The organism is Paenibacillus thermotolerans, from assembly GCF_028745515.1.
Taxonomy (GTDB): Bacteria; Bacillota; Bacilli; order Paenibacillales; family YIM-B00363; genus Paenibacillus_AE; species Paenibacillus_AE thermotolerans.
The window spans coordinates 78,029-91,284 of the sequence record NZ_JAQZSG010000024.1; the positions used below are offsets into that span (position 1 = coordinate 78,029).

Annotated in this window: 10 protein-coding genes, 2 pseudogenes and 1 riboswitch; of the genes and pseudogenes, 8 read left to right on the forward strand and 4 right to left on the reverse strand. The window is 38.9% G+C overall.

What is annotated here, in order from left to right; translation table 11 throughout:
* Positions 1-205: 205 nt before the first annotated feature.
* Positions 206-403: pseudogene (locus tag PT964_RS26460) on the forward strand (putative iron-sulfur cluster-binding metallochaperone); the annotation flags it as partial.
* A 755-nt stretch (positions 404-1,158) separates the two neighbouring features.
* On the opposite strand, the gene PT964_RS18570 reads toward PT964_RS26460, so the two are convergent.
* A complete protein-coding gene (locus PT964_RS18570; RefSeq protein WP_274364846.1) occupies positions 1,159-1,710 on the reverse strand; it encodes an undecaprenyl-diphosphatase in 552 nt (183 codons plus the stop codon).
* Between the two features lie 395 nt (positions 1,711-2,105).
* Here PT964_RS18570 and PT964_RS18575 point away from each other — a divergent pair, with 395 nt between their 5' ends.
* Genes PT964_RS18575 through PT964_RS18585 form a run of 3 tightly spaced genes read left to right on the forward strand, consistent with a single transcriptional unit; the run spans position 2,106 to position 4,279 of the window.
* Positions 2,106-2,687: a sulfurtransferase TusA family protein gene (locus PT964_RS18575; protein ID WP_080835038.1), complete on the forward strand. Its 582-nt coding sequence runs from the start codon at positions 2,106-2,108 to the stop codon at positions 2,685-2,687.
* 25 nt (positions 2,688-2,712) lie between these two features.
* On the forward strand, positions 2,713-3,108 hold the full coding sequence (locus tag PT964_RS18580; protein ID WP_041049393.1) for a DsrE/DsrF/DrsH-like family protein: 396 nt from the start codon (positions 2,713-2,715) through the stop codon (positions 3,106-3,108).
* Positions 3,109-3,157: 49 nt separating this feature from the next.
* Complete coding sequence (locus tag PT964_RS18585; protein WP_274364852.1) at positions 3,158-4,279, forward strand: MBL fold metallo-hydrolase; 1,122 nt, start codon at positions 3,158-3,160, stop codon at positions 4,277-4,279.
* Between the two features lie 85 nt (positions 4,280-4,364).
* Here PT964_RS18585 and PT964_RS26590 read toward each other — a convergent pair whose 3' ends face one another.
* Both PT964_RS26590 and crcB read right to left on the reverse strand, forming a co-directional pair.
* Positions 4,365-4,724 (reverse strand): fluoride efflux transporter FluC, encoded by a 360-nt coding sequence (locus tag PT964_RS26590; RefSeq protein WP_082053530.1) that lies wholly within the window; start codon positions 4,722-4,724, stop codon positions 4,365-4,367.
* A 6-nt stretch (positions 4,725-4,730) separates the two neighbouring features.
* Positions 4,731-5,156, reverse strand: coding sequence for a fluoride efflux transporter CrcB (gene crcB, locus PT964_RS18590; protein ID WP_274364847.1), 426 nt, complete (start codon positions 5,154-5,156; stop codon positions 4,731-4,733).
* Positions 5,157-5,185: 29 nt separating this feature from the next.
* Positions 5,186-5,248, reverse strand: a riboswitch (Fluoride riboswitch).
* A gap of 827 nt (positions 5,249-6,075) precedes the next feature.
* Between crcB and PT964_RS18595 the strand changes: the two genes are divergently transcribed.
* The 3 genes from PT964_RS18595 to PT964_RS18605 all read left to right on the forward strand — a co-directional run bounded on the left by PT964_RS18595 (position 6,076) and on the right by PT964_RS18605 (position 12,315).
* Positions 6,076-7,839: a recombinase family protein gene (locus PT964_RS18595; RefSeq protein WP_274364848.1), complete on the forward strand. Its 1,764-nt coding sequence runs from the start codon at positions 6,076-6,078 to the stop codon at positions 7,837-7,839.
* A gap of 355 nt (positions 7,840-8,194) precedes the next feature.
* Positions 8,195-10,255 (forward strand): ATP-dependent nuclease, encoded by a 2,061-nt coding sequence (locus PT964_RS18600; protein WP_274364849.1) that lies wholly within the window; start codon positions 8,195-8,197, stop codon positions 10,253-10,255.
* A 2-nt stretch (positions 10,256-10,257) separates the two neighbouring features.
* Positions 10,258-12,315, forward strand: a complete 2,058-nt coding sequence (locus PT964_RS18605) for a UvrD-helicase domain-containing protein (protein WP_274364850.1) — start codon at positions 10,258-10,260, stop codon at positions 12,313-12,315.
* 38 nt (positions 12,316-12,353) lie between these two features.
* Here the strand turns inward: PT964_RS18605 and PT964_RS18610 are convergent, their stop codons facing one another.
* Positions 12,354-12,614 carry a hypothetical protein gene (locus tag PT964_RS18610; RefSeq protein ID WP_274364851.1) on the reverse strand — a complete coding sequence of 87 codons (261 nt, stop codon included), beginning with the start codon at positions 12,612-12,614 and terminating at the stop codon, positions 12,354-12,356.
* 285 nt (positions 12,615-12,899) lie between these two features.
* On the opposite strand from PT964_RS18610, the pseudogene PT964_RS18615 reads away from it, so the two are divergent.
* Positions 12,900-13,101 (forward strand): annotated as a pseudogene (locus PT964_RS18615) (DUF4317 family protein); the annotation flags it as partial.
* Positions 13,102-13,256 lie beyond the last annotated feature (155 nt).

Genomic DNA, 13,256 nt, shown 5'->3' on the forward strand with positions numbered 1-13,256 from the left:
AGCATCGCGGGGCAATAAAAACGTCGCAGATCTAATTTCTGCGGCGTTTTTGTATCCTCTAATCATCATACACTGGCTGCCGTATTGACCGTTGGGACGAGCGTATATACGGTGTTGGATAACGGGACCGATTTGAATACAACGTGCTACTGTTTATGAAGCAGACAGCTGAAGGATAATGTCCCGGCATTTGTGTCGTTAGACAATGGGTGTGCCTGTATGTTATTGTTTCAGTTGGACGAGAGAGCGCCTCAGTCAAGCAATAGAAACCGACCAACAACCAACTGACCCAATTAAAGCTCATGTTTAGGCAGGTCGCTGTGGATGTGAGGTAAACAACCCGCAAGGGGCTTGCTGCTTAGGTAACGTGAACGCTTTTGTAAGAGGTCTCAAAAAAGGTTAACTTATTTTGGAAACTTGAAAAAATCAGAATCCCTTAAAAGTTGGAAAACCCGGATTTTTCGTATTTTTAGCGTTGAAAAAACATTTTATTTTACAGCTTTTTGAAAGCGTATGTGTGTTCGATGACCGAGGACCGTTCAAATGTGGACTTTGCGAGACCGAGTAAATGGGAGCGCAGTTAGATAGCGGCAGGTGCTCATGGACAATTGTTGATCAGAATGCCTACAAGCGGCGTATTAGGGGAGTTCCTGATTTGAATCGGACTTTCCCACGCAAACAAAATGAAGCGTCACGTCGCCGCTACCGGCTGTTTTATTTCGGTTAGCGGCGGAATTCCAACCAGCGTGGTATATTGATCTTCACGAAGCTAGGGGTTTTCTTCTGTAAACCAAAGGTTCTTGGACAGACATTGATTGCGAATCCCAAAAGTACAGCGACATCTTTGGTAAAACAAATTTTAGTTCGCATGAATCATTCCTGTGCCCCTTAAAGACGACGATCTTGTCGGAGTACAACAAAGTAAAGCGGTAACCTTTTTAGAGCTACCGCTTTACTGCATTAGACCCTGCCCTTAAAATGGGGAAATTTGGTCTGGTAGAAACAAGACGGAAACAATCGACTAGATGTAAACTGGTCTTCGATGCCCAGATTCCGAAATTATACGAGCTGCCGACCCGGAGAAGAAGCCAACGTTTTATCAGCTTATGAAGGATTATGAGCTTGGAATACAATGAGCTTATGAGTCTACTACAATCGTTATTTATTAACTTGGAAGTTCAACTTTTTTTTTGCCAAAAGGCGAAAGAACAATTTTTTATACATTTTTATTATAAAAGTAGAAAGCGGCGCAAGTAATATCCAACGGCTTTGAAGCAATAGGCTTGCTAAAAAAGCTACTACGATGGACCCTATCACATCTCCCGGATAATGATGGCCAACATATACTCGCGAAATCCCTGTTGCAACGGCTAAAGCCAACATACTGTAGCCCCACCATCCGGACCAGCGTTTACAAATAAGTACCGTTAATGCAAGTGCGAATGCCCCCGATGTATGATCACTTGGAAAGGAAGCATCCGCTGCGTGAGGGAACAGTAAATGAACCGGATGGCTTACAAACGGCCGAGGCTCAAAATAGAACTGGGCAATCACATAATTCAGAAACAAAGCCAGTATCCCGGCGATCCCCGACTGCAAAACAATATGTTTCCTTCGATCATCGCCAAGTACCCACACGAATCCGAGCCATATAGCAAACAACTCCAAACCGTATTTGCTTACAAGTACCATAATCGAATCGAGCCNCATCCCAGCGAACCCCGACTGTACATCAATATGTCTCCTTCGATCGCCAAGCACCCACACGAATCCAAGCCATATAGCAAATAACTCCAAACCGTATTTGCTTACAAGTACCATAATCGAATCGAGCCAAATAAGATGTCCCGACAAATCGTTAATAAATTCCAAAAAATTGGCTAAATCTGGATGCGGCTGGTAAAGTCTGCTTTTGTTTTTATATTGGTTTCATAATTAATAATCTTTATATCTTTTGAGCCCCAGTTAATCCAAAGTTGACAACAATACATTACGCGATTATTATACCTATAGGGGTATATGTAATGATGATTTTGTAGTTTTTTGGGTAAACTCGAACAGAATAGGTAAGCCCCGGAAAAACACCAATATAGGAGGGTTACGATTTGACTGCACATCCAGAAATCAAAGCCGATCAGACGCTTGATTGCAAAGGTTTGGCCTGTCCGATGCCTATCGTCAAAACCAAAAAAGCGATGGATCAGCTGCAATCCGGGCAGGTTATCGAGGTTCAGGCAACCGATAAAGGTTCACTGGCTGATATACAAGGCTGGGCCAAGAATACCGGCCATCAATATTTGGGTACGATTCAGAATGGCGATGTGCTCAGGCACTTCATCCGTAAATCGAGCGCGGATGAGATCAAGGAAGAAAAAAAATATCCTCACACCGTGACCAATGAAGAGCTGGAGAAAAAACTGGGTAGCGTAACCGTGCTCGATGTTCGCGAGCCTGCTGAATACGCGTTTAACCGCGTACCCGGCGCCGTCTCCATTCCGCTTGGGGAGCTGGAAGAGCGCCTCGGCGAGCTCAATCCGGATGATGACATTCACGTAGTATGCCGTACGGGAACACGCAGCGATCTTGCTTGCCAATTGCTGGCCGAGAAAGGCTTCAAGAACGTGAAGAACGTGGAGCCTGGCATGTCCGGGTGGTCCGGCCCGACGGAAAAGGACTTTCAAATCTAATCATCGACCAAGGAGGTCATTCCAAATGAGCACGAAAGTAGCGATTATCGCAAGCAACGGTGGACTGTTCGATGCCTATAAGGTCTTCAACATCGCGACCGCATCTGCGGCAACCGATGCCGAGGTGGCGATCTTCTTCACCTTCGAAGGACTGAACCTGATCCACAAGCAGGCGCATCACCAGCTTCCGCTGCCCGCGGGCAAAGAGCATTTCGCGGAAGGCTTCAAAAACGCCAACATTCCCTCCATTCCGGAACTGGTGAACATGGCGCAGGAAATGGGCGTGAAAATCATCGCCTGCCAAATGACGATGGACGTCATGAACCTGAAGAAAGAGGATTTTATTGAAGGAATCGAAGTCGGCGGAGCCGTCACGTTCCTGGATTTCGCGAAGGACGCAAACGTGTCCTTGACGTTCTAATTCATCAAAGGGGGAAACAACATTGACTACTGCAAGCGGACTCCGCCCGATGACAGCGGGAGAACTGACGAAAATCGTTCTGAACAAAGAAGAACTCTTCATTCTTGACGTGCGTAACCAAAGCGACTTCGACGATTGGAAAATCGAAGGGGAAAGCGTCGAGATCATCAACATTCCGTATTTCGATTTGCTTGACAGCGTGGATCAAGCGTTAGAACAAATCCCAAGCGACAAACGCTTGCTGGTGGTATGCGCCAAGGAAGGCTCGTCCAAATTCGTGGCGGAACAATTGGTCGAGGCTGGAAGAACGAACGTCTCTTATCTTGAAGGCGGCATGAAATCTTGGAGCGAGCATCTGGAGCCGGTAAAAATCGGGGATTTGAAAGACGGCGGCTCCCTGTACCAATTCGTGCGGATCGGCAAAGGCTGCCTCTCCTACATGGTGATTTCCAGCGGTGAAGCGGCTGTGATCGATACGCTCCGGATGACGGACGTATTCGAACGCTTCGCCAGGGAACAGGGAGCAACCATTAAACACACGCTGGACACGCACCTGCACGCGGACCACATTTCCGGCGGGCGCAAATTGGCGGAGCAAACAGGCGCAACGTACTGGCTGCCGCCCAAGGACGCGACAGAAGTAACGTTCCCATATGAGAAACTGGAAGAAGGCCGTGACATCACGATTGGCAATACGAAGATCAAAATTCAACCCATTTACTCGCCGGGTCACACCATCGGCAGCACGTCGTTTATCGTAGATGATGAATATCTGCTTACGGGCGATATCCTGTTCATCGAATCGATCGGCCGCCCGGACTTGGCTGGCAAAGCAGAGGACTGGGTTGGCGATCTTCGCAACACCTTGTATAACCGTTACAAAGGCTTGGCTCAGGATTTGATCGTACTGCCGGCCCACTTCGGCAAAGTGACGGAGCTGGGAGAAGGCGGCCGCGTCATGGCCCGTTTGTCGGATCTGTACCGCGACAATCCGGGCTTGAACATTCAGGACGAGGAGACGTTTCGACGGACGGTAACCGTGAATTTGCCGCCTCAACCGAACGCCTATCAGGAGATTCGCCAAACGAACATGGGTAAGATTACACCGAACGAAGACGAGCAGCGCGAGATGGAAATCGGTCCGAACCGCTGCGCGGTGCATGATAAATAAAGGAGCCATTCCTGTAATGAAGTAATTTGCCCTTTGAAAAGNGAAAAACAGCATAATTCATAGCGGCAATCCTCCTGATGTTCGTCTAGGTCCACAAATGCCCGAGTACATAACCTAATGCGCAGAAAGTAATTCCAAAAATCACACTGATAGACACATAAGAGACAATAGAGCGCCATTTATATAGTCGGCGGATCTGTACAATTTCGTACTGGAATGTAGAAAAAGTTGTGAAAGCTCCTAATAAGCCCGTTCCCAAAAGGGCGGTAAGATGTAAATTCAAAGTCATCCCATACAAAAGGCCGAGTAAAAAGGAGCCTGCCAGGTTTACAGTCAACGTTCCGAAAGGAATCGATGATATTGATCGTCGGCTAAACGCCTCCACGACAGCAAATCGGCTAATCGCCCCAATAAACCCACCAATGCCTATCCATAAAATATCCATTAACGTTTACTCACTTTCTTGCTGGATTCTGCCTTTCTCATAGTTACCCAGGCGTATACCTAAGCTTGTGAACAGGTAACCGCCGAGCAGGCTTGCTACAATGTAGAGCAATGCTAATCCATAATGTGCTGATTGAAGCAATGTTACATTTTCATAACTAAAGGTCGAAAACGTAGTGAACGACCCAACAAATCCTGTTCCAAAAGAAGAGCGGAAGTGCGGATGTACCAAAAATCTTGTCGTGGTCAGCGTATAGAAGAGAGAAAGTAAGAAACAACCCAATAAATTAATTGTTAGCGTGTGAACCGGAAATGCTTGTCCAAAACGTTCTCCTATCCAAATGCCAAGTGAATAGCGGCTAATAGCGCCGAGCGTTCCGCCGACACCGAGATACACATAAATCAAATCGACCCCTCCTTTCCAATTATTCACATAAAAAGACAAACTCCTACCAGAATAAAAATCTGGTAGGAGTCATTAGCCGTTACCGGCGGTTTATGGCGAACTCCATCGCCTTATGAACATGTTTTTATCTTATTTGAAATCGCCGTTCTAGTCAATCTCGATTTGTATTTTATATATCAAATCCAGATAGGTATTTAATTGTCTCAAAAAAAGGCAGCCGCGCAGGATAGTTTTTGGACAAGTAGTTCCGATTTTGCCCTAAAAATGAAATGAATATTAGAGGGATATTATTCATCCTTCATGGATCCTTGAAAACTAAATACAATCTTATCTGGTACGTTCCCCGCATGGCCTAAAAGGGAGAGCCAAATTGCAGGTGCGCCACGACCAGTTTGCCGATTCTTATTTCTGCATGTTTTTTCATCAGAAGCGGTAAACTGCGAGCGATTTTGCCCATGCAATACATAAATGGTGGTTCCATTTAAGGCGAAGACCCATGCGGAGGGATAATGATACTTCCGTCTAGCCACAGTTCAGCGCAATGGGGGCGGCTTGCAGCGATCCTGGAAGAGGTTTGAAGCCTATGAGGACGGTCAACCACTGTCCGCCGGATAGGGTTAATGGAAGAGAAGCAACCAAAACAGAGGCGGAAACAGAGATGCGCGCATAAGGTTTTGTTCGTTGCGCATCTCTGCTTTTCTGTTTTTAAGAATGATTGGCAGGTAGCTATGAACCATAAACTCATCCGGTACAGTATGCAAATCGCTATGATAAGACAGCTGCTGGCATTATCTTTGATTACAGAAAGCGAATTTCATTTGATAAAGAACAAAACGATGCAGGATTACGGCATCATTTCGGACCTTACTTCTTGATTCGCACATTTGTCGGTCCGCCCATCTCTTATTAAACTGAAGGCAAGTAAATAAGAATGGAGGACAACATCATGGCTCTTGAAGTGCAAGTGATTAAAGCAAGTCGGAAAATATCGGATCGCAACGCCGGAAAGTTATCGGATGTTCTTCGCGTCGCCCCTTATGCCCGCGTAAGTACCGACACTGAGGAGCAATTGAACAGCTACAAATCGCAAGTCGCCTACTATACCGATCTCGTTAGCAAACGAAGCGACTGGGTGCTGGTTGATATTTATGCAGATGAAGCCATAACCGGGACTCAGGTAACGAAGCGAGAGAATTTCCAACGCATGATTAACGATTGTATGGATGGGAAAATTGATATGATCATCACGAAGTCTATCTCCAGATTTGCAAGAAACACGCTGGATACGTTGAAATACGTCCGAATGTTGAAAGAAAAAAGCATCGCCGTATTTTTTGAAGACGAGAATATCAATACGCTGACGATGGACGGCGAATTGTTGCTCGTCATTCTAAGCTCCGTAGCGCAGCAGGAAGTGGAGAACATCTCCGCCAACGTGAAAAAAGGTTTGAAAATGAAAATGAAGCGCGGCGAACTGGTGGGCTTTCAAAGTTGTCTGGGATACGATTACGATGTGAATACGAAAAAGATATCCGTTAATCAAGAAGAAGCCGAAATCGTCCGCTATATTTTTGAACGATATACATCGGGGATCGGCGCTTACGTTATTGCAAAGGAACTGACTGAGGCGGGACATAAAACCAAGTACGGAAGAGTCGAATGGCAGGACACAACCGTTCTTGGTATCATAAAGAATGAGAAGTACAAAGGCGATTTGTTGCAAGGAAAGACTTTTACCGTCGATCCCATTTCCAAGAGAAGATTGGACAATTACGGCGAGGAAGATCAGTTTTATGTCAAAAATCATCATGAGCCGATTGTTTGCGAGGAAGTATTTGAGAAGGCGCAGGACATATTGCATCGAAGGGGCGAGAATCGCCGCCGCGGCGCGAAAGGCAAGCGGGACAAGTACAGCAGGAAATTTGCTTTCAGCAGTAAGTTGGAATGTGCTTTCTGCGGAAGCAACCTCTCGCGGCGGAACTGGCACAGCGGAACCCCGCATGAGAAGGTGATTTGGCAGTGCGTGACAGCCACGAAAAAAGGGAAGAAATACTGCTCTCACAGTAAAGCCTTGGAGGAAAAGCTGATTGAGGGTGCTTTCGTCGAATCGTACAAATTGGTGTGCCGCAACAATTCGGATGTGCTGGACGAGCTTATGAAAAGAATGGAGTCCGTGTTTAGCGATCAGTATAATCAAAAGCGACTGAACAAAATTATCAGCGATATTCAGGCTACGGAGCAAAAACGTTGCAAACTGATTGATTTGTGCCTGGATGAGAAAATTGACAGGGCTACTTACGAACAGAAGTATGCGGAACTAGATACTGCGCTTACTAAACTGCTCGAAGAAAAGGAACAGTTGGAGCAATCCGCGCAAGATGAGATTGACTTGGGAAAACGGCTTGAACATTTTCGCAAAGTGCTTCAAACGAATGAGGTTCTGACCGCATTCGACCGGAACGTATTCGAAAGCATTGTCGATAAAGTTATTATTGGGGAAAACTCCAATCAGGAAAGCCCCAAGCCTTATAAACTGACCTTCGTATATAAAACAGGCTTTTATAACAGCATACAAAGCAAGATGCATAAGCAAAAAAAGTCCCTACTAACTGAAAGGGGGAAAGTGCATTCCTATTCCGAGCACAACACATGTGGAGTGTGTCGCGTTGTTAGTGAGGGATGGTGCAGACTGTTGAGATTGCAGTGGTGACCTTCTGTAGTACAGATGGAGTTTAGAAAGTGAAAAAGAAGCAAGGTAATAGTAGAGTTGACTGATTTTTGACATAATTAATGACAACACCTGATTCATAAATCGGGTGTTTTTGCGTTTTGTTAAACTTGAGCACCACCAGAGACCATCATGGTACTAGATTTGTTTGGAGGATTTTGTAAAACTTTGTAGAATTGTTTTATAAATTAACTCTTTGTGTAGTATAAGTACTTCTGACTGACTTTATAGAGAAAAGCTTATCTTGACTAGCTTTTCCACAGTTACATTTATAAGCAAACTGATGAAAGAATAAAATGTTGAATAATTAATTGTTATAGGAGATGGAGGAGACACTATGTACTTAAAAAGTTTAAAAATCAAGAACTTTAGAAAGTTCGGAACAGAGAATAATAAAATAGAGTTTGTTGATTCGAATATTTATCAAGAGCTTAAAAAAGAAGAAGGGATAAATATTGCCCCAACAACTACTTTAATAGTAGGGAAGAATAATTGTGGAAAATCAACAATTGTTAAATCGTTGGATTATCTTATTAATTACAATAAAGATGCTTTTAAATCAAATGATTTTAATTTCTTTTATTTAAAAAATTTACTAGAGCAGTATGAGAATCTAATTACAATGGTAGATGATAAAGAAATTGAAACGCCATATCTTCAATTTAACATATGTATTGGTATTGAAGATAATAGCAACGATTTAATAACTAATCTTGTACCTTTTATGAGATTGGATGATATTAATAATTCTGAATTGGAAATTATCATGAAAGTGGAAATAGCAAATGAAGAAGTATTTATCAAAGATGTGAGAAAAATGATAAACAAAAACCAGCATCACGAGCATAGTTATCGGTTTAGGGAATTCATGAAACTTATAGATGACTCTATTTTATCAATAAATTACTACAATGCAGATGGTGATCTAGTCGAAAGTTTTAACATAAAGAATCTAATCGAATTAAGAGCAATTAAAGCAAACAATATAGAAAATGAAAAATGTCTTTCAAAAGCATTTAGTAAAATAATCGAATATCGGTATAAATCATTATTTGAAGAAGAAGGAAATGAACTTAATTCCAAAATACATGATATAAATGAAGACCTTACTAAATTAATTAGTGAAAGACACACAAATAATATCAATGAATCATTAGAAGAAATCGAGTCAAATGAAAGACTTAAAGTACTATTGAGAGCAGATTTAACTTTTCAAAAGGTTATGAATAATTTAATTACATACGAGTATATCGAACGAGATTTAACTATACCTGAGAATCAATTTGGACTAGGCTATACAAATTTGATGATGATAATAGCTGATCTAATTGACTATATGGAAAAATACCCAGAAAACTCTTTTAATAGTAAAGTGAATTTAATTTCAATTGAAGAACCTGAAACATTTATGCACCCTCAAATGCAAGAGCTATTTATAAAAAATATTAATGAAACAATTGCTTCTTTATTGAAAAATAAAAATAAGAACGTAAATAGTCAACTGATTATTACAACACATTCATCACATATACTCAACAGTAAAATTCATAGTGGCAACACTTTTAATAACATTAATTACGTTACTCTAAATAATAATTACACAAATGTAATCAATTTGCATGATGATATAATTATTCCTAAAAGTGAAGCTAATGAATATAGAAGAGAGAATGACCTTAAATTTTTAAAAAAGCATATAAAATATAAAGTTTCTGAGTTATTTTTTTCAGATGCAATTGTTTTTGTAGAGGGCGTGACAGAAGAAACACTTCTAAAATTTTATATCGATAAAGATTATAATCTAAACAAATATTATATATCAATTTTCAATATTGACGGGGCACACGGACTTGTTTATCACGATTTAATTAAGCTGCTAAGGGTACCTACACTTATTATTACTGACCTAGATATTCAAAGGACTGAATCTGAAAAGAACGACTTTAAGCAGATTTCCGACATAAAATATAGAACTACAACTAATGAAACCATTAAGAAGTATAATAACGACTCTAATAAGTTAGAAGATCTCCCAGAAAAGATTGAGTCTGACAATATGTATATAACATTTCAAGGGGAGATAGAGGGATATTGTGCAACAAGCTTCGAAGAGGCATTTATTTTAACTAATTTTCAAAATGAACTTTTAAATAGTGTATTGGAAAAAGTGAAACCAAATATTTATAAAGAAATCGTCGGCGAAGATAAAAATTTTATAAAAATTAAAGAAAAATCATTTAAGCTTCAAAGAAAGTTATCAAATAATAAAAGTGATTTTGCGAATGAGTTACTTTACAAGTTTATAACTGAAAATGATGATTCGAGGATTCCTACTTTGCCAAAATATATCCAAAATGGAGTCACATGGTTGAAAAATACATTAGAAGGGGACAAATAACAATGGTTTTCACTAAAATATCTCCATCTAATAGTGAAAAAGAACAAAAATCAATAAACGAAATTTTTAATTATATTGATAAAAGCGAAAGTATTATTTTCAATTCTGGAGCTGGAGCTGGGAAAACATATGCTCTCATAGAAAGTCTGAAGTATGTAATAAGAAATTACAATAAAAACTTAAAAAAACATAACCAGCAGATCATTTGTATTACATATACTAATGTTGCAACGAGAGAAGTAAAAGAGCGATTAGGCAATTCGGATTTAGTATTGATATCTACGATTCACGAGAGAATTTGGTCATTTATCAAAAATTATCAAAAACAATTGGTTGAAATTCATAAGGAAAAATTAGAAGAGGAGATTACAAGTTTAGAACAAAAGATAAAAAGTGATGATGAATATGTAAAATACCGAGAATTAGACGAGAAACAAAAAGATAATTTCAAAAAAATTATGTTTGAGAACAATGAATTATTTTATCAAAATTATAGCGTTAAAGCAGCTGAATTCAAAAAAACATTTCAAACGATTTTGAGTGATTTTTCTAATATACTGAATAATGTTGGCCATTTTAAAAAAATAGTTAGTACTATTTATAAGTTGGATAAATATAGAAAAAGCTATGAAAATATAATCTCAAAGAAACCAGGGTATTCATCTGTGGAATATAATTCAATATATAATAGCGATCAACTTGAAAAAATGCGAATAAGCCATGATACCTTGTTAGACTATGGGTTAAGAATAATTGAAAGATATGATCTATTAAAGCAGATTATCATAGATAAATATCCTTTTATTTTTATTGATGAATATCAGGATACCGATGAAAAAGTTGTACAAATTATGAGTTATTTAGAGAATTATGCAGAAAAAATTAATCGAAAAAATTTTATAGGTTATTTTGGTGATACTGCTCAAAATATCTATGATGACGGTGTTGGAAGCAAAATTACAGAGATTCACACAGGTTTAGTACCAATATATAAAGAGTATAATAGGAGATCTACCAAAGAAGTCATTGAAGTTATAAACGAAATTAGAAACGATAACATAAAACAGATATCAATTTATGATGATTGTGAAGGTGGTAGTGTAAAATTTTATAGTGGAACTTCTTCTGATGTTAGAGATTTCATAGAAATATATGTAGACAAATGGAATGTGACACTAAAAAATCAACTACACTGTCTTGTTTTAACAAATAAGACAGTTGCAGAGTATACTGGTTTTAGTAACATATACGAAGGTTTTAAAGAGACAAATAAATATAAAGGGGCCAATTATAACCAACTTAATACGGAACTTTTAAGCAATGATTTGTCTAAATTGGGTGAGGTCCCCAAGTTAATCTTCAATATAGTTAAATTACACAATTGTCTTTTGAATAATACTCCGGTTATCGACATATCACCTAAAGAAAGCTTATTTGATGAGATGAGTTTTATAGGTCTACGAGTTTTAATTAATTCATTAAAACAAATCAACGGGAAAACATTAGGCGAATATATAGCATCCATATCAGCTATTTATGCAGAAGATAATGATAAGTATTATAAGAAATTAATTGATTGGACATTTGGATTTGAAAATGTTTCATGTAAATTATTTAAAAATTATCTAGCGGAAAAATTATTTTACAATATGTCAAATGAAGATATTGATCATGCTAATGCAACTATAAACAAACTATTGGAAATAAGTATTGATGAGTACGAACTATGGTATAAGTTTATTATAGAAAAACAAAGTGAGAAGGTTATTTACCATACTTATCATGGTACAAAGGGGCGTGAATTTGAGAATGTTATAATAATTATGGAAAATGCCTTTGGGAAAAGTAGTAATTATTTTAATTTCTTTTTTGAAAATATACACTCCCCCGATGGGCTTAACAATAAAGATAAACAAAATTTTGAAAAGATAAAGAATTTGTTATATGTCTCTTGCTCAAGAGCCATTAAGAATTTAAGAATTCTATATATTGATGATACAACCAACTTTGAAAGTGGGATTAGAAAAATATTTGCACAGATATATCCATTCAAGGTTTAGAACTAAGTTAATAATAAATTTACTTGTAATTGTTTGGGCTATATTGTTTTACATTCTACAAGTAAAGCCTCCAAATCAGGCGCATATGCATAGTCATGATAAGGGTGAACCGTTGGTTCTTGAATTTTATATTTTGATGTTAATGATTTTGATATCATTTCATTACTTTTAAAAACTGACTTGTTTTGATGTTCATTTACTTGATAGACGATTTTTTTGATTAAACCTGAATTTTTGTCAAATTCGATTTGTATTACATTGTAAACTTGTCCAAATATTTTTATTTTTGGTCGTTTCATTTTAATCACTCCCTAAAAGAGTAAGTCTATAGTATGAGTTTAATGCAACATTTTGTAGAATTATTCATTGAAATGAAATATTTCTTGTTCACATTCAATATCCACTTTTTTCTGTGAATTTAACTTTAAATGATTGATGTATATCATTGAGTGACCGATGCTATTGGCGAAATGCTGATTGTTACTATAGGATATAATGTCCAGAAATTGATGACGTATATTTGTCCTGTTATTAGATGGTTATTTCGACCAAGTTATCACTTCATAGGAGCTGTCTGAAGGACCATGAATAAAAAAGAAAACGCCCACAATCGCAAGCAATTTAAGTTGGGTCACGATTTGCTCAAGGTTTTTGTCATTCTTAACGTGTATCATGAAAGAAAGTAGCGAAATCTATCATTACGAGTGTCAGCCGTTCGCCCTGCTGGACAGTGAGAAGCAGGAGTTGTATATGGGTTATTTCAAAAAGCTGTTGACCGGCGAATTGGGCTAAAAGCTGTTCGAATTTTAGTTCTTGATCGAGGTTGACGAAGATGTGGTGATCGAAGGGTTTACGCTCAGTACGGAGACGTTGTAAATTATCAAGTGGAGTGCTGGTGTGAATGCTAGACTAGAGTAGACAGAAACCGACAGATAAGATTG